General features: G+C 68.4%; 18 protein-coding genes and 1 tRNA gene. 17 read left to right on the top strand and 2 right to left on the bottom strand.

Annotated elements, in window-relative coordinates:
• Positions 1-102 precede the first annotated feature (102 nt).
• The 9 genes from AB0O24_RS03350 (at position 103) to AB0O24_RS03310 (ending at position 8710) form a co-directional block, all read left to right on the top strand.
• Positions 103-1005, top strand: coding sequence for a ParA family protein (locus tag AB0O24_RS03350; protein WP_275797736.1), 903 nt, complete (start codon positions 103-105; stop codon positions 1003-1005).
• A complete protein-coding gene (locus AB0O24_RS03345) occupies positions 989-1903 on the top strand; it encodes a ScpA family protein (RefSeq protein ID WP_275797738.1) in 915 nt (304 codons plus the stop codon). The genes AB0O24_RS03350 and AB0O24_RS03345 overlap by 17 nt, the downstream gene beginning before the upstream one ends.
• A complete protein-coding gene (scpB, locus tag AB0O24_RS03340; protein WP_275797740.1) occupies positions 1893-2498 on the top strand; it encodes an SMC-Scp complex subunit ScpB in 606 nt (201 codons plus the stop codon). Before AB0O24_RS03345 ends, scpB begins: the two co-directional genes overlap by 11 nt.
• Entirely contained in the window at positions 2495-3298 is an 804-nt protein-coding gene (locus tag AB0O24_RS03335) for a pseudouridine synthase (protein WP_363372571.1), read from the top strand. Before scpB ends, AB0O24_RS03335 begins: the two co-directional genes overlap by 4 nt.
• A 52-nt stretch (positions 3299-3350) precedes the next feature.
• Positions 3351-4484: a prephenate dehydrogenase gene (locus AB0O24_RS03330; RefSeq protein WP_275797744.1), complete on the top strand. Its 1134-nt coding sequence runs from the start codon at positions 3351-3353 to the stop codon at positions 4482-4484.
• A complete protein-coding gene (gene cmk, locus AB0O24_RS03325; protein WP_275797745.1) occupies positions 4477-5214 on the top strand; it encodes a (d)CMP kinase in 738 nt (245 codons plus the stop codon). Before AB0O24_RS03330 ends, cmk begins: the two co-directional genes overlap by 8 nt.
• On the top strand, positions 5204-6727 hold the full coding sequence (gene der / locus AB0O24_RS03320) for a ribosome biogenesis GTPase Der (RefSeq protein ID WP_058594874.1): 1524 nt from the start codon (positions 5204-5206) through the stop codon (positions 6725-6727). The genes cmk and der overlap by 11 nt, the downstream gene beginning before the upstream one ends.
• A gap of 175 nt (positions 6728-6902) precedes the next feature.
• Positions 6903-7346, top strand: coding sequence for a DUF805 domain-containing protein (locus tag AB0O24_RS03315; protein WP_058594873.1), 444 nt, complete (start codon positions 6903-6905; stop codon positions 7344-7346).
• Positions 7347-7807: 461 nt separating this feature from the next.
• Complete coding sequence (locus tag AB0O24_RS03310; protein ID WP_275797289.1) at positions 7808-8710, top strand: NUDIX hydrolase; 903 nt, start codon at positions 7808-7810, stop codon at positions 8708-8710.
• A gap of 178 nt (positions 8711-8888) precedes the next feature.
• Here the strand turns inward: AB0O24_RS03310 and AB0O24_RS03305 are convergent, their stop codons facing one another.
• Both AB0O24_RS03305 and AB0O24_RS03300 read right to left on the bottom strand, forming a co-directional pair.
• On the bottom strand, positions 8889-9272 hold the full coding sequence (locus tag AB0O24_RS03305) for a S4 domain-containing protein (RefSeq protein ID WP_275797287.1): 384 nt from the start codon (positions 9270-9272) through the stop codon (positions 8889-8891).
• Between the two features lie 42 nt (positions 9273-9314).
• Positions 9315-9893: a GNAT family N-acetyltransferase gene (locus AB0O24_RS03300; protein ID WP_275797285.1), complete on the bottom strand. Its 579-nt coding sequence runs from the start codon at positions 9891-9893 to the stop codon at positions 9315-9317.
• Between the two features lie 243 nt (positions 9894-10136).
• On the opposite strand from AB0O24_RS03300, the gene AB0O24_RS03295 reads away from it, so the two are divergent.
• The 8 genes from AB0O24_RS03295 to AB0O24_RS03260 all read left to right on the top strand — a co-directional run bounded on the left by AB0O24_RS03295 (position 10137) and on the right by AB0O24_RS03260 (position 18338).
• Positions 10137-10210 (top strand) — tRNA-Pro (locus AB0O24_RS03295).
• 130 nt (positions 10211-10340) lie between these two features.
• Positions 10341-10499: a hypothetical protein gene (locus AB0O24_RS03290; RefSeq protein ID WP_275798562.1), complete on the top strand. Its 159-nt coding sequence runs from the start codon at positions 10341-10343 to the stop codon at positions 10497-10499.
• A 354-nt stretch (positions 10500-10853) separates the two neighbouring features.
• Positions 10854-11456 carry an RNA polymerase sigma factor gene (locus tag AB0O24_RS03285; RefSeq protein ID WP_275798564.1) on the top strand — a complete coding sequence of 201 codons (603 nt, stop codon included), beginning with the start codon at positions 10854-10856 and terminating at the stop codon, positions 11454-11456.
• Positions 11431-12576: a hypothetical protein gene (locus AB0O24_RS03280; protein ID WP_275798565.1), complete on the top strand. Its 1146-nt coding sequence runs from the start codon at positions 11431-11433 to the stop codon at positions 12574-12576. Before AB0O24_RS03285 ends, AB0O24_RS03280 begins: the two co-directional genes overlap by 26 nt.
• Before the next feature lie 74 nt (positions 12577-12650).
• Positions 12651-13616: a hypothetical protein gene (locus tag AB0O24_RS03275; protein ID WP_363372566.1), complete on the top strand. Its 966-nt coding sequence runs from the start codon at positions 12651-12653 to the stop codon at positions 13614-13616.
• Positions 13617-13733: 117 nt separating this feature from the next.
• A complete protein-coding gene (locus AB0O24_RS03270) occupies positions 13734-14933 on the top strand; it encodes a peptidoglycan-binding domain-containing protein (protein ID WP_275798569.1) in 1200 nt (399 codons plus the stop codon).
• Positions 14914-16935, top strand: coding sequence for an ABC transporter ATP-binding protein/permease (locus AB0O24_RS03265; RefSeq protein ID WP_275798571.1), 2022 nt, complete (start codon positions 14914-14916; stop codon positions 16933-16935). The genes AB0O24_RS03270 and AB0O24_RS03265 overlap by 20 nt, the downstream gene beginning before the upstream one ends.
• Positions 16932-18338, top strand: a complete 1407-nt coding sequence (locus tag AB0O24_RS03260; protein ID WP_363372563.1) for a DUF2079 domain-containing protein — start codon at positions 16932-16934, stop codon at positions 18336-18338. The genes AB0O24_RS03265 and AB0O24_RS03260 overlap by 4 nt, the downstream gene beginning before the upstream one ends.
• The last annotated feature ends 17 nt before the right edge of the window (positions 18339-18355 follow it).

Raw genomic sequence — 18355 nt, 5'->3', positions numbered from 1 at the left:
GTCAGCGCGTTGCAGTCTCGCGGAGCCTGGAGCCTGGAGCCCGGCTCCTGCCCGCGGGTCACGCGGGCCGCGGGGCGGGCGGCGGCTAGACTCGACGACGTTATGACGAAGGCGGGAGACTCGGTGTCGGCGAGCACGAAGGGCAGCAAGACGGGCGAAGACGAGGTCATCCTCGGCCCCACCGGTCGTCCCTACCAGGGGTTCCCCACCCCGCCGGCTCTCGACAGCCACGGTCCCGCGCGGATCATCGCGCTGTGCAACCAGAAGGGCGGCGTCGGCAAGACGACGACGACCATCAACCTCGCCGCCTCGCTCGCCGGCTACGGCCGCCGCGTGCTCGCGATCGACTTCGACCCGCAGGGTGCGCTGTCGGCGGGTCTCGGCATCCAGACCCATGACGTGCCGACGATCTACGACCTGCTGCTCGACACCAAGCGCGACCCGCGCGAGGTCATCGTGCAGACGCGTGTCGAGGGTCTCGACGTGCTGCCGGCCAACATCGACCTGTCGGCCGCCGAGGTGCACCTCGTCAACGAGGTCGCCCGCGAGACGATCCTCGCGCGCGTGCTGCGTAAGGTCGCGGCCGACTACGACGTCATCCTCATCGACTGCCAGCCCTCGCTGGGCCTGCTCACCGTGAACGCGCTCACCGCCGCACACGGCGTGCTCATCCCGCTCGAGTGCGAGTTCTTCGCCCTGCGCGGTGTCGCGCTGCTGGTCGAGACCATCGACAAGGTGCGCGACCGGCTGAACCCGGCGATCCAGCTCGACGGCGTGCTGGCCACGATGTACGACCCCCGCACGCTGCACTCGCGCGAGGTGCTCGAGCGTGTCGTCGAGGCATTCGGCGACGACGTGCTCGAGACGGTCATCGGTCGCACGGTGAAGTTCCCGGATGCCTCGGTCTCGGGCATGCCGATCACGGAGTTCGCGCCCGAGCACGCCGCCGCCCAGGCCTACCTGCGGTTGGCGCGGGAGCTGGTCGCGCGTGGCGCCGTCGCCTGACGACACCCGCGTCGCGGCGGCATCCGCCCCCGGTGGCTTCGACGAGCTCAGCCACCTCTCGCGCGAGACTGGTGATCCCGCGACCGAGGTCCCTGAGCCCGTCGAAGGGACCGACGCCGCCGGCTTCCGCGTCACCCTCCCCGTCTTCGACGGACCGTTCGACCTGCTCCTCACCCTCATCTCGCGCGCCGAGCTCGACATCACCGAGGTCGCCCTCAGCCGTGTGACCGACGAGTTCATCGCGTACCTCCGCGACCTCGGTCCCGAGCAGGACCTCGATGAGGCATCCGAGTTCCTCGTGGTCGCGGCGACGCTGCTCGACATGAAGATCGTGGGTCTTCTGCCCCAGGGTGAGCTCGTGGATGCCGAATCCGTGGCGCTGCTCGAAGCGCGCGACCTGCTGTTCGCCCGACTCCTTCAGTACCGGGCGTTCAAGGAGGTGTCGGCGTGGTTCGCGCGGTGCCTGCAGCGCGAGGACCGCCGTCACACCCGGGACGTGCGACTCGACGAGAAGTACCGCGCAGCCGTGCCGGAGCTCGTGTGGACGCTCAGCCTCGACGACTTCGCGGCCCTCGCCGTCGTCGCGATGGCGCCCAAGCAGATCCCCACCGTCGGGCTCGACCACCTGCACGCGCCGCTCGTGAGCATCCGCGAGCAGGCCGCGATCGTCGTGACGCTGCTCCGTTCGGCGGGCACCCTGAACTTCCGCGACCTCGTCGCCGGCGTCACCGAGACCGGCGTCGTCGTCGCGCGGTTCCTCTCGATCCTCGAGCTGTACCGCCACGCGGCGCTGTCGTTCGAGCAGCTCGAGCCGCTGGGGGAGCTGACGCTGCGCTGGACCGCCGAGAGGTGGTCGGAAGAGAACCTCGCCGCCCTGGGAGCCGACTATGACCGCTGACCCGCAGGCCCCGATCCCGGCTCCGCGCGCGAGCGATCCGGCATCCGTCGCCCGTCGTCTGGAGGCGATCCTGCTCGTCGTCGACGAGCCGCAGAGCCTCGTGAGCCTTGCCGCCGCGGTGGGCGCGCCCGTGCCGGCCGTGCGACAGGCGGTCGAGGCGCTCGTCGCGGACTACAACGGCGAGATCGGTGGGCCGGTCCGTGGCTTCGAGCTGCGCGAGGTCGGCGGCGGATGGCGGTTGTACGTCCGCGAGGAGTACGACGACGTCGTGGGCGAGTTCGTGAACACCCAGGCGCCCTCGCGGCTGTCGCAGGCGGCGCTCGAGACCCTGGCCGTCATCGCGTACAAGCAGCCCGTGACGCGGGGGCAAATGGCATCCATCCGCGCCGTGAACGTCGACTCGGTCGTCCGGACGCTGCTCGCCCGCGGGCTCATCACCGAGGTGTTCACCGACCCCGACACGGGGGCGATCCACTATGGGACGACCGACCAGCTGCTGGTCAATCTGGGCATCAACTCGCTCGACGAGCTGCCCCACATCTCGCCGTTGCTCGACGACGGCGCCGACGGATTCGACGGAGAGGTTCTGAAATGACTGACGCTTCGACAGGCTCAGCGACCGGGTGCTCGCGCTCGGCGAGCGGGGGCGAAGAGGGTGTCCGCCTGCAGAAGGTGCTGGCCAATGCGGGAGTGGCCTCGCGGCGCGTCTCGGAAGAGATGATCGTCGCGGGCCGCGTGCGTGTGAACGGCGTGGTCGTGACGGAGCTCGGCTCGCGCATCGACCCCGAGGCCGATCTCGTCGACGTCGATGGCACGGCGATCCAGCTCGACGCGTCGAAGCGCTACGTCATCCTGAACAAGCCCACGGGCGTCGTCAGCTCCATGAGCGACGACCGCGGGCGCCCCGACCTGCGGCGCTACACGAAGGACTGGGACGAGCGTCTGTTCAACGTCGGACGACTGGATGCCGACACCTCGGGCCTTCTCGTCCTGACCAACGACGGCGACCTCGCCCACGTGCTCGCACACCCCTCGTTCGGCGTGACGAAGGTGTACATCGCGAAGGTCGAGGGGCAGGTGCTGCCCCAGACGATCCAGCGGCTGATCAAAGGCGTCGAGCTCGAGGACGGACGGATCGCGGCCGACAAGGCGCGCCTGCTCGACGCGTCGCGCGGCGAGAGCCTTGTCGAACTCACGCTGCACTCGGGCAAGAACCGGATCGTCCGGCGCATGATGGCCGAGGTCGGCCACCCCGTCGTCGAGCTGGTCCGTCGGCAGTTCGGGCCGCTGCACCTGGGAACACTCCCGGTGGGCAAGGCGCGCGAGTTGACTACAGTAGAACGCGGCGCCCTGCTCACGCTGTCCCGTCGGGACGGCGACACTCCCGCGGAGTGAGCCTCCGGGGCGTCTCGCGGTGCGAGGGGCGCCGCCCAGGGCAGGAGACCCGATGAGCGAACCGAACGGAACGTCCGCGCGCGCGGCCGGGCCTTTGGCGACCCGCACGAGCGGCACCGTCCGCGTCGTCGGCTCGGGCCTGCTGGGTGCGAGCATCGGCCACGCGCTCACCGCGCGCGGGGTCGACGTCGTGCTCGTCGACGCCTCTCCCTCGCAGCTGCGCCTCGCGATCGACTACGGCGCGGGCCGCGCCGAGCGCCCCGACGACCGACCGTCACTCATCGTGGTCGCCACGCCGCCCGACGTGATCGCCGATGTCGTGCAGCGTGAGCTGGAGGCGTTCCCGGATGCCGTCGTCACCGACGTCGCGAGCGTGAAGCTCGAGCCGCTGCGGACGCTTCGCGAGCGCGGCGTCGACCTCAGACACTACATCGGCTCGCATCCCATGGCCGGACGCGAGCGCGGGGGAGCGATCTCGGCCCGCGCCGACATCTTCATCGGCCGTCCGTGGGTCGTGTGCCGGGACGCCGAGACCTCCGCGCACGACCTCTCGCTCGTCGAGGGGCTCGCGCTCGATCTCGGCGCGACGCTCATCGAGATGACGCCCGAGGAGCACGACGAGTCCGTCGCGCTCATGTCGCACGTGCCCCAGCTGGTCGCGAGCCTGCTCGCCGGTCGTTTCGTCGAGGCGCCCGACGGATCCCTGCGCCTCGCGGGTCAGGGCGTGCGCGACACGACGCGCATCGCGGCATCCGCTCCCGAACTGTGGGTGCAGATCCTCGGCGCGAACTCGGCACCCGTGGTCGAGGTGCTCGACCAGCTCGCCGCCGACCTGTCCGAGGTCGCCGAGGCGCTGCGCGACCCCGACGTGCCCGGTGCGCGGCGCGCGATCGCCGACACCATCCGCCGCGGTAATGAGGGCGTGGAGCGCCTGCCCGGCAAGCACGGCCAGAACCGCCGTTTCGATACCTTCGTCGTCATGGTCGACGACACCTCCGGCCAGCTGGGTCGCCTCTTCGGCGAACTCGGCGACCTCGACGTCAACGTCGAAGACCTACGCCTCGAGCACTCGCCCGGAGCACCGTTCGGTCTGGCGGAGATCAGCGTCGTCCCCGACGCGGTCCGCCGGGCGGTCGACGGGCTCCAGCAGCGCGGTTGGCGGATTGCGAGCACCACCCATGACTGAATCCCTCCTCAAGCCCGCTCTCGGCGGCCCCGTCGAGGGCTCGTCGGCGGGAGCCCCGGTCGTCGTCGCGATCGACGGCCCCGCCGGCAGCGGAAAGTCGAGCGTGTCGAAGGCCGCGGCCGCGCGCCTCGGCTACGGCTTCCTCGACACCGGAGCCGCCTACCGGGCCCTCGCCTGGCACGCGCTCGAGCACGGCGTCGACACCTCCGACGCCACGGCCGTCCTCGAGGTCTTCGGCGACTTCGACTACGCCATCTCGCTCGACACGACCGACCGCTGGGTGCGCGTCGGTTCCGTCGACGTGACCGCCGCGATCCGCGAGCCCCGGGTCACCGACGCCGTGAGCGGGGTCGCGCGTGTCGCCCCCGTGCGGCACGCCGTGAACGAGCTGTTCCGTCGGCTCGTGGCATCCGCCGCTCTTCCGGGCGTCGTGGTCGAGGGACGTGACATCACGACCGTCGTGTTCCCCGATGCGCCGGTGCGGATCCTTCTGACCGCGGCGCCCGAGGTGCGCGCCGCGCGGCGCAGCGCAGAACTGACGACACAGGATGCCGCAGCCGTCGCCGCCGCGCTGCACAAGCGCGACGCGGCCGATTCCACGGTCGTCGACTTCCTCACCGCCGCTGAAGGCGTCGAGGTCGTCGACTCGACCCACCTCGATTTCGAACAGACCGTCGATGCCGTGCTGAGCGTCGTCGACTCCACGATGGGAGCCCGCGATGGGCGTTGAAGACGAGTACGAGGGCGGGCCCGACCAGCTCGCCGAGAAGATGGCCGAGCTGGACGAGGTCCTCGCCGAACAGCGGGCCGAGGCGCTGCGCGCGGGCCTCGAGGACTTCGACCTCGACGAGGACGATGCGGCGCTCCTCGCCGGTCTCGCCTCGGGCGAGGGAGCGATCGAGTTCCTGCCGGCGCTGCCGGTGGTCGCGATCGTCGGTCGCCCCAACGTCGGCAAGTCGGCGCTCGTGAACCGCATCCTCGGGCGCCGCGAGGCGGTCGTCGAAGACACTCCCGGCGTCACGCGCGACCGCGTCACGTACAAGGCCGAGTGGCTCGACCGCCGCTTCTCGCTCGTCGACACCGGCGGGTGGGAGCCCGACGCGAAGGGCATCGACCGTTCGGTCGCCGCGCAGGCCGAGGTCGCGATCGACCTCGCCGACGTCGTGCTCTTCGTCGTGGACGCCACGGTGGGGGCGACCTCGACCGACGAGCACGTCGTGAAGCTGCTGCGCAAGAGCAAGAAGCCCGTCTTCCTCATCGCCAACAAGGTCGACGACGCCCGCCAGGAGCCCGAGGCCACGGCCTTGTGGAACCTGGGTCTCGGCGAGCCGCACCCCGTGTCGGCGATCCACGGTCGCGGTGTCGCCGACCTGCTCGACGAGCTCATGAAGGTGCTTCCCGACGTCTCGGCCGTCGCGAAGTACGAGATCGGCGGGCCGCGCCGCGTCGCGATCCTCGGTCGCCCGAACGTCGGCAAGTCGTCGCTGCTGAACAAGGCCGCGGGCGAGGAGCGCGTCGTCGTGAACGAGCTCGCCGGCACCACCCGTGACCCCGTGGACGAGGTCGTCGAGCTCGGCGGCAAGCTCTGGACGCTCGTCGACACCGCCGGCATCCGTCGTCGTGTTCACCTGTCGCAGGGCGCCGACTTCTACGCGTCGCTGCGCACCTCGACGGCGCTGGAGAAGTCCGAGGTCGCCGTCGTCGTGCTCGACGTGTCGCAGCCGATCAGCGTGCAGGACCTCAACATCATCGACCTCGTGCTCGAGTCGGGTCGCGCGCTCGTGCTGGCGTTCAACAAGTGGGACCGCCTGAACGACGACGACATGGAGAACCAGGACCGCCGTCGTTACCTCGAGCGCGAGATCGAGCAGGACCTCGCGCACGTCGCCTGGGCTCCGCGCGTGAACATCTCGGCCCGCACCGGCCGTCACCTCGACAAGCTCGTGCCCGCGCTCGAGACGGCGCTGGAGTCGTGGGACACCCGCATCCCCACCGGCAAGTTCAACGCGTTCCTGTCGGAGCTCGTCGCCGAGCACCCTCACCCGCTCCGCGGCGGCAAGCAGCCCCGCATCCTGTTCGGCACGCAGGCGGCGACGCGTCCGCCGACATTCGTGCTGTTCACGACCGGGTTCCTCGACCCTGGTTACCGCCGGTTCATCCAGCGGCGCCTCCGCGAGATCTACGGTTTCGAGGGCACGCCGATCGTGCTGAACATGCGCATCCGCGAGAAGCGCCAGCGCTGATCCGCTCCGAGAACGCCCCGGTCGCCGTTGCGGTGACCGGGGCGTTCTCTCGTTGTTCGCGAAACAATCGCGCGATTTCTCACAGAAACCTCCCAGGAATCGGTACGCTGCATCAGCGGTGGGCTACAGGGTCCGCCCGCGTGCGGCACGTCGGCCGCTGACAAGGGGGATCTCCATGACCAATCTGCAGGCCGAACCGGCACTCGATCAGCCGTACTACGGAGCGCCGTTCGGTGCGGCCGTGCGCCGCATCTTCAAGAAGTACGCGACGTTCACCGGTCGCGCGAGCCGCAGCGAGTACTGGTGGTGGATCCTCGCGAACGGCCTCGTCGTCCTCGTGCTCAACGTGCTCGCGGCCGTGACGGGCGGGGTCACCACGGGCCCGTACGGCGAGGTGCAGCTCGCCGGTGGGATCGGTGTGATCTTCGTCGTGCTGTCGGTGATCTGGGGCCTGGCCACGATCGTCCCGCACATCGCGGTTCTCGTGCGCCGCCTGCACGACACCAACCGCAGCGGCTTCTGGGCGTTCATCTACTTCGTGCCGCTCGTCGGGCCGATCATCCTCTTCGTCTTCACGCTGCTGGGCTCGAAGCCCGAGGGTGCGCGGTTCGACCGCTGACCTTTGTCTTCGCGTGCCCCGGCCCCGATTGCGGGGGTCGGGGCACGCGGCTGTTCCGGTGCCGTGGGGCCCGTGGTGCGGGGCGGGCCGTTGGGCTGCGGTGGGTTGTCGGGTGTCGGTGGGCGTTGCGGTGGTGGTGCGGGGTGGGCCGTCGGGCGGAGTCGGTGGGGGACACGCCGTTCCGGGTGCCGTGGGGTCGGCGTGTCGGCGTCCGGATCCGCGGGACGGTTCGGGCGCGGGTGGTTCGGCGGGCCGTCGGGCGGAGCCGGGGGCGTTGCGGTGGCGGCGGTTGGTGGGCCGTCGGGCGGAGTCGGTGGGGGACACGCCGTTCCGGATGCCGTGGGGTCGGCGTGTCGGCATCCGGATCCGCGTGACGGCTCGGGGGTGGCTCGGCGCGGGAATGCGGCGCCATGAGTCGTCCGGCTGACCCGGGCGCGCCGAGGTGTGCCAGGCTGGACGGGATGACGATCGAGCCCCCTGCCGCCGGCGAACCGCGGCGCCCGCACGGTCCCCGCGACCCCGGGGATGCGTGGGTCGTCGCGCCGACGGGCGAGAAGTACTGGGGGCGTTTCGGTGCCGCCGGACTGCTGGCCCTCGACGCCGAGCGGGGCGTGCTGCTGCAGCACCGCGTGTCGTGGAGTCACTTCGGCGACACCTGGGCTCTCCCCGGCGGGGCGCGCCACGAGAACGAGTCGGCGCGCGACGGCGCCCTGCGCGAGTCGGGCGAAGAGGCCGGCGTCCCCGAGGACGCCGTGCAGGCCCGTTTCGAGAGCGTGCTCGACCTCGGTATCTGGACGTACACGACCCTCGTCGCCGACGTCACCGCGCCCTTCGAGCCCGTCATCAGCGATCCCGAGAGCGTGGCGCTCGAGTGGGTGCCGGTCGACGAGGTCGAGTCTCGGCCCCTCCACCCGGGCTTCGCCGCGGCGTGGCCGGCCCTTCGCTCCGCGCTGTCGGTGCGTCCCGCGGTGGTGGTCGATGTCGCGAACGTCATGGGCTCGGTACCCGACGGCTGGTGGAAAGACCGCGCCGGCGCGGCCGGGCGACTGCTCACCCGCCTCTCGGCGCTCGCGTCCGAGGGAATGGATGCCGAGTCCCTCGGCCTTTCCGCCACGCGCTGGTTCCCGTTCGTTGCGGCGGTGCTGGAGGGCGAGGCGCGTGCGACGGACGTCGACCACGAACTGGTCGCGGTGTGGCGGGCCAGCGGGTCGGGCGATGACGAGATCGTGCGCGTGACATCGAAGCTCGTCGGGTCGTGGGACCCGGTGATCGTGGTGACGAGCGACCGCGGATTGGCGGAACGCGTGGAGGCGCTGGGGGCGTCGGTGCGCGGGACGCGGTGGTTGCTGGATCAGCTGGGCTGAAGCGCGACGGAACCGGGGTGGCTGGGCTCGTCGGAGCCGCCTGGCGACGTGGGGGTCTCGGTCCCTTCGACGGGCTCAGGGACCTGGGGTGGCTGAGGTGGGGGTTTCGGTCCCGTGCATGGGATCGGGGACCTGGTGAGGTGGCTGAGCTTGTCGAAGCCACCGGTCGAGTCGCTGCTCAGTCGAGGTCTCGGCCGCGCAGCTTCTCGATGTCGCGGCGATCGCGCTTGGTCGGGCGGCCCGCGCCGCGGTCACGGACGGGGACGAACGGCATGCTCTCGCGCGGTGGGGGTGGGGGAGTGCGGTCGTCGAGGGCCTCGGCGACGAGGGCGGCCCCGACCCGCTTCGAGATCGTCTTCTTGACGACGAGGATGCGGTCGAACCCTTGGATCCGCACGCGGAGCTCGTCGCCGGGCCGAACCGGCTGCGCGGCCTTCGCGCGTTCGCCGTTGACGCGGACGTGACCGGCGCGGCACGCGGTGGTGGCCGCGGAGCGCGTCTTGTAGACCCGGACCGCCCACAGCCAGGCGTCGACGCGCGCGGTGGGCGTGGCATCCGTCATGTCAGGTCCTTCGTCGGCGAACCTCCATCGTAGGACGGGCGCTCAGTCGTGCAGCGTGAGCGCGACGAGGGCGCGGTCGGGTTTGGGGCGATCGACGACGTCGAAGCCGGCGGCCTCGAAGACCGAGACGGTGCCGCGGAAGAGCTGGTTCGACGACCGCTTCGCGGCGTTCGGATCGAGCGGGTACCCCTCGACGACGCGCGCCCCGCCGTCGCGGGCGGCGGAGACGGCGGCATCCAGGAGCTGGCCGGTGAGACCCCTGCCGCGGTGTTCTGTGCGGACGACGAAGCACGAGACGGCCCACACATCGTCGGCGTCGAGCGGCTCCGTGGTCGAGGCCGTGACGTCGCGGGTTCGGGCGAGGCGCGGTTGGGCGGTGCGGGGTCCTACCCGCACCCAACCAGCGGGTTCGCCGTCGACATATGCGATGAGTCCGGGCGGGCGGCCGTCGCTGAATTCGGCGCGGAAGAGCTCGGTGCGTTCGGCGACGGATGCCTCTTTCCACGGGCCGTTGGGGAGGAGCCACCACTGGCACTGGCATTCCGGGCCGTCGCCGCTGTCGAGAGCGACCTCGGCGTCGTCGAAGCGGTCACCGGTCGCGGGGAGGATCTCGATGCTCATGCGGCGACCGTAGCGAGGGGGTCCGACACCGGCAAGGGATTGCCGGGCGCTCGGCCTCTGGGAGCGGGTCGGCCCCGCGCGCACCGCCCGAGGCGGCTTGTTCCTGCATCGCCGGGCTCTGCCCACACGCCGGGGTGCGGTTGGCTTCACACTTCGCGGGCATGCGCACACGCCCGGGCTGCGGCCGGTTCGCGGCACGGTCGCGGAGCGGCTAATATAGGGGAGTTGCCCGCTCGCGGGCGACGGGATGTGGCGCAGCTTGGTAGCGCACTTGACTGGGGGTCAAGGGGTCGCAGGTTCAAATCCTGTCATCCCGACAGAAATGGGCCGGAATCCTGCGGGATTCCGGCCCATCGTCGTTGTTGGATCGTCGGCGGATACCGGCTCCCAGGACTTCTCCGCTAGCTGGTGAAGTGAGCTGCCGGTGACGCCGATGCGGCTCGCGTGATGGACGGTCTGGACGGTGAGAAGGTCGCCGAGCGGGCTGTGGAGATTGTGATCGGTGACTTCGTCGTGATCGATGAAGACCTGTCTGAAGATAGCCTGGTTGAGTCTTCGTCGGACTTCGTCGCTGGCGTGGCGGTAGCAGTCGGCGACCTCCGTTGACAGTCGTGCTGCAAATCTGCTCGCTCAAGCTTGGGGCGATGCTGCCAGGAATTGGTGAGCAGTGGGCCGGAGGCAAACGTGCGGACGCCGGGGACGAGCGCGTAAGTCGAACGACTTCGACAGGGGAGTTGGGCGTCGCGATGCCTTCGCGCACACGTCCGGCGGAGGGCGTTCGACGCGACGTTTCGCTCATTCTCGTCAGGCCTCACCCTCATGCGATTGCGCTGTGCACGGACTCAGCGCTTCCGAGTCAGGGCCGGTAAGCGACTACTCAGTGTCGGTCCGTCTGCTCCGGCGACGGCCGCCGTTGGAAAAAACTTTGAAGGGGCCGCGCGTGGAACAGGAATATCTAATGTGAGCAGCGACAGCGAGATCCTCAGACGCGCCGAGCGATCTCCCCACGCGTTCGCTGAGGTCTTCGATCGGCATGCGGGCGCGGTGGAGTTGTTCCTGCGGCGACGGCTCGGAGCTGATGCTGCCGAGGATGCGCTGAGCGACACCTTCCTGATCGCCTTTCGGCGGCGGGCGACGTTTGATCATGCGTGGGAGTCGGCGCGCCCGTGGCTGTTGGGGATCGCCGCCCGGGTCGCGGCGAAGCACCGGGTCGCGGAAGCACGTCACTGGCGCGCGGTAGAAGCGGCTGCGGGGCGGGGAGAGATGACCACGGGCGGCGGGATCGAGGAGGCCACCGGACGGTTGGACGCGGCGGCCGCTATCCGTGCTCTCGCGCCCCGGATCGCTGCCTTGTCGCGAAAGGAGCGCGACACGCTGCTCCTGCACGCATGGTCGGGTCTGACGCCCGAGCAGATCGCGCAGGCGCTGAACGTACCCGTGGGCACGGTGTGGTCCCGACTTCATCGCATCCGACACAAACTCGCGGCCTCAGGTGCGTCCGCTGCCCAGCTGAGATGGAAGGGAAGGGACACCGACGATGGAAATGTTCGAGCTGGTGCGTGACATTGAGAACACGCCGGATTCCACAGCGCCGGCGCGCATTGCCCGGTCGCGTACTCGTGTGGTGGCAGGGCTGGATGGGCGTGGGAGACACCGCGTCCACTCCCGCTGGGGGTGGAGTGGTGTCGCCGGATTGGGTGGCCTGGCTGTTGCGGCCGCCGCAGCGGCCATCGTCATCGTCGGCACGGCGGCTCCTATCGTCGTGCAGCCGCCGTCCGCCGCTGCCGAAGTTCTCAACGCTGCCGCCGACGTGGTGATTACCGGTGCTGACCCCACGATCGGACCGGGTCAGTATCTGAGGATCCGCGAAACGTACGAACGAGTGTCCCTGTGGGACGCCGATGCGGCGACGTCAGACCCCGTAGCGGGTTTCACCCGGTCGACACTCCTTGACGCCGAGGGCGCCGTCCGTGCGCGCGGGATCCGGGACCTGTATGTGCCTGCCAACCGTGCCCAGGACTGGATCCTGGATGACCGGGCCAAGAACGAGGTGATCAATGTGTGGGGGGACCCGCGCAGCAGGGATGCCTACGACCAGATGGCGACGGACGCTCCCGGCCGCGACGAGGATCCTGACGGCATCACGATCCTTCCGAGGGGGCTTTACGACAGCACACCCAAGGTGACGCCTTCCCCTAACGAGTCGGGCGACAACACGACTCTGCCCACATCGATGGACGATGAGTTCTACGACCGGTTCCGTCTGTATTACGACGACATGCCCAGAGACCCGGCGCAGCTGCTCGCCTGGTATCGAGATCACCTCACCACCTCTTCGGACGACTGGTACGTGTTCCAGGCCATCGGTCAGGGGCTGGGCACCAACCTCATGCCCAGTGACCTCCGTGCAGCATCTCTCCGCGCTCTCGGCCTGCTCAGCAATGTCGAGGTCGCCGCCACGACCGGAACCATCGCCACTCTCGCACTGCCGACACCGCTCGATAGTGGTGGCGAGTTCGGAGACCTTCTGGTTTCGGAGCTCGACATCGACACGAGCAGCGGCCAGGTCGTTGGAATCCGGGAAACCTACCCTCACCGGTCGACAGCTCTCCTCCCCTCCGGCGTGCCATGGACCTCTTCGCAGATCACGATCACTGTCGTCGACGGTGCCCCTACCCCCTGATGCCCAGATCGATCCGACAGTTGCCATTCGCGAGTAGCCGACGCTGCGTCACCCAAGAGAAAGTAGGAACACAGATGTCCTTTCGACAGGGGCAGAAGCAAGCCCGACCCCGCACGATGATGATTCTGCTGTCGGTGCTCGTCAGCGCGGCGGTGCTCGCCGGGTGCTCGTCAGAGCCGACCGCTTCCGGTCTCACCGACCCGAACGCGGCCTGGCAAGGTGGGGCGACGGAGGCCTCTGCTGCACCGAACTCGTCACAGTCGGGCGTAAAGAACATCGCCGGGTGGGCGCTGCCTCTGGATGAGTTCGTGCCAGAGTTCAGCAACCTCGACAACTACGCGGAGCAACTCCTTCTCGCATCCTGCCTCAGCCAGAAGAACATCGCGTGGCCCGTGCCGTGGCAGGACATCGATGAGCCAACGTCTCCGGTGTTCAATCCGACGGGCCGTCGATTGTTCAATCTCGAGATCGCCAAGAAGTACGGTTTCCGGACGAACCTCGCCCCGTCGAAGAGCGCTCAACTGTGGGAGACGTTCCTCACCTATCAGCCAACGGAGCCGGGGTTCCAGGACGCTTTCGATACGTGCCTTGATGGCATCCGCGCGGAGCATCCCCTCGTCAGCAGTGAGGACACGATGTTCGTCAACGCGCTCATCGCCCAGATTCAGGAACAGGCCTTCCAAGATTCCGCGGTGCAGGAGGCTGCCGGCCGATGGCGGTCGTGTATGGAACCGCAGGGATTGGGGCAGCTTCCAGAGAACCCGAACGAGTTCCCAAGTCTGGAGCTGCAGGGCGAACTCGGCGCGGTGCCCCCGGTGAAGACAGTCGAACCGTCCGCACGTGAACTCGATGTCGCCGTCGCACACGCTACCTGCCTGGATTCGAGCGGGTTCTCCGCCGCGATGTACGAAAAAGAATGGGAGTTGCAGGAGACGGCGATCGAGCGTGAGCGAACGAAGCTCGATGCCATCCGGGACGCAGTCCAAGCCCGTCAGGCCGCAGTGAAAGAGATCATCGCCGCGAACGCACCGAAGGCCTGATACGTGGCGATGAAAGCATCGACCACGAACGTTATCCCTAGAGCGGAAAGCGCAACACGTTCCAAAGGCCCAGGTGTACTTCGGTGGAGACGGACGCTGCTCATCGGAGGTGCGGTCATGGCTGTGGTGGCCTTGGTAGTCGCAACCTGGGTGCTCGCTACCGTCTTCGAGTCTCCCGAGCAACGGGAAGCAAACGCCGCCGCTCCAGCGCCGCAACCAGTATTCGCTGCGGTCACGACAGGCGTCCTTGCCGACACTCGTTCGTACTCCGGGACGATCGCGTATAGCGATGAGGTCGGGTTTACGCTCCCGGCCGGGGCTGAGGCGATGCGCAGTATCGTCACGGGCAGAGCGGTCACCGCCGGCGGCACGGTCGGCTCGGGTGATGTGCTGACAGAAGTGAACACGCGACCGGTCTTCCTCGTCGCTTCGCCGTTCGACTTCTTTCGTGACATCGGCTTCGGTGACGACGGGGCAGACGTCCGCGTGCTCCAGGAGGCTCTCGTCGGTCGCGGCTACCTCGGCAGCGCGGACGGCAAGTACGGTGGCGACACGGCGCGTGCGGTGGCGCACTGGTACCGCGATGCCGGGTACGAGGCTCCGACCAAGCAGCGATCGGAAACCGGCACTGACACCACGAGCGCCGATGCATCCGGGACAAGGGGCTCGTCCGATCCTGTAGCACCATCTCAGTCCTCGGGTTCGGAGACTGCTGGGGGGACATCGAATCCGGCACCGAAACCCGTGCTCGATGCTTTCGTGCCTCTCAGTGAGCTGCTGGCCGTGCCGTCCCTTCCCGCAACGGTCGTCACAGCGCTCGCGGTCGGCACGCACGTCGCGGGGAAGACCACCGACATCACTCTCGGTGCGACCGAGCTCATCGTCCGTGCCGAGGCGCCTACAGCCGATACGACGGGACTCGCTCCCGGCGATCCGGTGACCGTCGTCGCCGGCACCGACAAGGTAGACGGCGTCCTCGCGCGGGTCGAGAATCGTCCGGCCGCCGACGACGGGACGCCGCAACCGAGCGTGCTCGAGGTGTCATTCGAGAAAGACGCATCCGTCTTGGCCTCTCACCGTGGGGAGTCAGTCACGGTCACGGTGCAGGACGCGGTCGTTGCGGGGGAGTCCCTCATCGTGCCCACCGCAGCGGTCGTGGGGCGCGGCGAGAAGCAAGGTGTTGTCGTAAAGCGGCAGGATGACGGGTCTCTCGTTGAGGTGCCCTTGACCGTGGATGGTTCCCTACGGGGGATGACGGCGGTGACTCCGGATGACAAGGCGGCGTTAGTTGAGGGTGATGATGTCCGGGTCGGGTGACGAATCGGTACCGCTTCTGGAGATCCGGCACCTTTCGCGGCGGTACTCGTCCCCGCGGGCGCCGGACGTCGTCGCTCTGGACGATGTGAATCTGCAGATTGAGCAGGGCGAGTTCGTCGCGATCGTGGGACCTTCCGGGGGTGGGAAGTCGACTCTGCTGAACATGCTCGGACTGCTCGACTTCCCCGACGAGGGTGAGTACTTACTCGATGGGGTGCCGGTGCCCCCGCGGGAGGGAACTGAGTCGTCGCGCATCCGCAGCACGGAGTTCGCGTTCATCTTCCAGTCTTTCCATCTGCTTCAGAGCAGACCGGTGCGGGACAGCGTGGAACTCGGGCTGATGTATCGGGGCGTCATAGCGCGCAACGCCCCCGCGACATCCGCACTGGAACGGGTGGGCCTCGCGGACAGAGCGGAAGAGCGAGCATCTCACCTATCCGGTGGGCAGCAGCAGCGAGTGGCTATTGCCCGTGCGATCGCATCGAGTGCTCGGATCATTTTCGCCGACGAGCCGACCGGCAATCTCGACAGCGAGAACGCGCAGACCATAATCTCCGAACTACACGCGCTGAACCGAGCCGGCACGACCGTGATCGTCGTGACCCACTCCGAAGACGTCGCCGCCGCCGCGCACCGGCAGCTGCACATCCAAGATGGACGGCTCGTCTCCGACACTCGGCACAGGCAACTCCCGCACACATCGACCGCGGTGGTCCCCGCACCTACGCAAGCTGTCGCAGACGTGCGTCCCGTCGCCTCAAGTTCGCCCACCTCGTCCTTCACCGTGCTGCTGGACGGTGCACACAAGGACGCGACAGAAGAGGACGAAACCGGACAGAGGCCCGCCCGTCCACGATTGCGGACGCGCGATGTCCTCCGCGATGCGTGGCGGTCGGTGCGGTCACGTCCCGCACAGACAGTCGCGCTCGGCCTGGCCGTGTCGATCGCCGTCGCGCTGACTCTGACGACGCTGGGCATCTCCACCTCCGCGGGCGCGCAGGTCTCCTCGGCCTTCGACGCGCAGCTCAACCGTGAGGTCACCGCGACCTGGGACAACGATCCACACTCGAGCGCCGCTGCCCTCGCCGACGTGCCTGAGCGGACAGAGAAGCTCGCCGGTGTCGATGCGGCCGCTGCCCTCGCGGACTTCGACCCGGTCACCGTCACCGGAGTGTCCGAAGGCCGCGCGATCCAGCCACACACCTACGCCGGAGACATCGAAGCCGCGGCCCGCCTCACGATTCGGCAGCCGGCATGGCGGACCCCAGGTCCCCTCGCGCCGAACGAGGTGTTCATCGGGTCACAGCTCGCCACACTCCTCGAACTCAGCCCGCTCGATAGCGGACCGATCGTCACCATCAACCACCGCGCATTCCAAGTCGCGGGGATCATCGAGCAATCCCCGAGACTGCCGCTCCTGAAAGGCGAGATACTCCTCGCCGACAACGCGCCCGGGCTCGACAGCCCAAAGACGATCAGCGCAGTGCTGCTCACCTCCGCCGGCGCGGCACAGCAGGTCGCCCGACAAACACCCATCGCCATAAACTCCTACGCCCCCGAGACGGTGACCGTCCAAGCGCCCACCGACGCCACCGGACTGCGGGTCACCGTCGAACAGGGCGTACAGGCCACCCTCATTGCTTTCTCGATCCTCGCGATCGTCGTTGCTATCGCCGCGCTCTCCAACGCAATGCTGCTCGCCGTCACAGCCCGCCGCGGCGAGATAGGCATGCGCAAGGCACTGGGAGCCCGCAGCAGTCACGTCGCTTGGCTGCTTGCAGGAGAGTCCGCCTATATCGGCGCGGCGGGCGGAATACTCGGGCTCGCCATCGGCATCCTCGCAATCCTCGTCATCACACTCATCCAGAAGTGGACACCCGTGTTCGATCTCCGCCTTGGCCCCCTCGCTGTCGTTGCCGGCACGCTGATCGGCATCCTCGGCGGAGTTATGGCCGCCGCCCGCGCCGCCAAGATCCGCCCCTCCGACACCCTGCGCCAATGAGCTTGGATACGCTCACCTCCGCGCCACCGGCGAGCCCGCGCCCGAAAGTCGAGTGGATTGCCCCGATCAGCGTCGCCGCGGTCGTGACGGCGGCGTACGTGATGTTCGCGGCGTGGCAGTGGAACCGAATCGTGGTGAAGTCGTGGGACCTCGGTATCTTCACGCAGTTGCTGCAGAGCTACGCGCGGTTCCAGCCGCCGATCGTGAACATCAAAGGCGACGGATTCAATCTCCTTGGTGACCACTTCCATCCGCTGCTGGTCCTGCTTACACCGGTGTTCGCGATCTTTCCGCACGCGTTCACGCTGCTGGTGATCCAGGCTGTCTGCTTCGGAGTCTCCGCGGGAATGCTGACAGCAGTATCGTCCCGCCGACTGGGCACACGTGTCGGCGGAATGCTGCTGGGAGTGGCGTTCGGGTTGAGCTGGGGGCTGCAGTACGCCGCTGAGGCACAGTTTCATGAGATCGCGCTTGCTGTCCCTCTTCTTACCTGCGCGCTGAGCGCCATCTTGGAGCGGCGATGGCAGGCTGCGGCGATGTGGGCGGTGCCGCTGGTCTTTGTGAAGGAGGACCTCGGTCTCACCGTGATGGTGATCGGCCTGCTCGTCGCTCGTCTCTCCCGCAACCGGCGGTACCTGTGGCTGGCCGTGTGGGGGGTGGGATGGTCTGCCATAGCGATGCTTTTCGTCCTGCCGGCGCTCAACCCCAACGGTGCCTGGGCCTACGCCGCGAACGCCAACCCCACCGGGCTCCTGGCCGACGCCGAGAGCTGGTTCGACCCAGCGAAGGGCCACACTCTCACACTCGTGCTCGTCACCACCGCCGGATTCCTCCTACGATCACCGCTCGCCCTCATCCTTCTTCCGACGCTCGCCTGGCGGCTCTTGTCGACCAACCCTGGTTACTGGGGGCCAACCTGGCACTACAGCGCCGTGCTCATGCCCATCGCGTTCGCCGTCGTCATCGACGGCATCCAGCGTGCATCCTCCAGCGAATGGGCTTGGCTGCGCTCCTACGCTCGGCACGGCGCGGCCGTCGCGATCACCGTCTCGATGATGCTGCTCCCGCAGCAACCCCTGGCCGATATGATCACCGCCGACGCGTGGAAACCGGTGGATCGCGCTGATGCCGCGGTCAAAATCCTCAAGAGCATCCCCGACGGGGCAAGCGTCGAGAGCGACATCGGACTCATGAACTACGTCGTCGACGACCACGACGTCTACTGGATCGGCAACCCCAATCCCGCGGCCGACTGCATTCTGATCGATCGCGCTGCCGGCGGCACCCCAAACGAATGGGGCGATGTTCTCAGTGTCGGCCGTCGTCTCCATCCCACGGCTCACTACGCGATCATCGAGCACGTCGAGGACTACCAACTCGCTTGCAAAAGCGCTCTGCACTGATCCGACTTGCGAATAAT

Origin of the sequence: Microbacterium sp. NPDC086615 (assembly GCF_040686055.1) — a bacterium.
GTDB lineage: Bacteria > Actinomycetota > Actinomycetes > Actinomycetales > Microbacteriaceae > Microbacterium.
This window is presented reverse-complemented; position numbering and strand designations above follow the sequence as displayed.

Excerpts from the sequence above, each read along its gene's own strand:
- AB0O24_RS03350 (WP_275797736.1), top strand. The coding sequence starts at position 103 with ATGACGAAGGCGGGAGACTCGGTGTCGGCGAGCACGAAGGGCAGCAAG.
- scpB (WP_275797740.1), top strand. The coding sequence starts at position 1,893 with ATGACCGCTGACCCGCAGGCCCCGATCCCGGCTCCGCGCGCGAGCGAT.
- AB0O24_RS03335 (WP_363372571.1), top strand. The coding sequence starts at position 2,495 with ATGACTGACGCTTCGACAGGCTCAGCGACCGGGTGCTCGCGCTCGGCG.
- AB0O24_RS03330 (WP_275797744.1), top strand. The coding sequence starts at position 3,351 with ATGAGCGAACCGAACGGAACGTCCGCGCGCGCGGCCGGGCCTTTGGCG.
- cmk (WP_275797745.1), top strand. The coding sequence starts at position 4,477 with ATGACTGAATCCCTCCTCAAGCCCGCTCTCGGCGGCCCCGTCGAGGGC.
- der (WP_058594874.1), top strand. The coding sequence starts at position 5,204 with ATGGGCGTTGAAGACGAGTACGAGGGCGGGCCCGACCAGCTCGCCGAG.
- AB0O24_RS03315 (WP_058594873.1), top strand. The coding sequence starts at position 6,903 with ATGACCAATCTGCAGGCCGAACCGGCACTCGATCAGCCGTACTACGGA.
- AB0O24_RS03310 (WP_275797289.1), top strand. The coding sequence starts at position 7,808 with ATGACGATCGAGCCCCCTGCCGCCGGCGAACCGCGGCGCCCGCACGGT.
- AB0O24_RS03305 (WP_275797287.1), bottom strand. The coding sequence starts at position 9,272 with ATGACGGATGCCACGCCCACCGCGCGCGTCGACGCCTGGCTGTGGGCG.
- AB0O24_RS03300 (WP_275797285.1), bottom strand. The coding sequence starts at position 9,893 with ATGAGCATCGAGATCCTCCCCGCGACCGGTGACCGCTTCGACGACGCC.
- AB0O24_RS03290 (WP_275798562.1), top strand. The coding sequence starts at position 10,341 with ATGGACGGTCTGGACGGTGAGAAGGTCGCCGAGCGGGCTGTGGAGATT.
- AB0O24_RS03280 (WP_275798565.1), top strand. The coding sequence starts at position 11,431 with ATGGAAATGTTCGAGCTGGTGCGTGACATTGAGAACACGCCGGATTCC.
- AB0O24_RS03275 (WP_363372566.1), top strand. The coding sequence starts at position 12,651 with ATGTCCTTTCGACAGGGGCAGAAGCAAGCCCGACCCCGCACGATGATG.
- AB0O24_RS03270 (WP_275798569.1), top strand. The coding sequence starts at position 13,734 with ATGGCTGTGGTGGCCTTGGTAGTCGCAACCTGGGTGCTCGCTACCGTC.
- AB0O24_RS03265 (WP_275798571.1), top strand. The coding sequence starts at position 14,914 with ATGATGTCCGGGTCGGGTGACGAATCGGTACCGCTTCTGGAGATCCGG.
- AB0O24_RS03260 (WP_363372563.1), top strand. The coding sequence starts at position 16,932 with ATGAGCTTGGATACGCTCACCTCCGCGCCACCGGCGAGCCCGCGCCCG.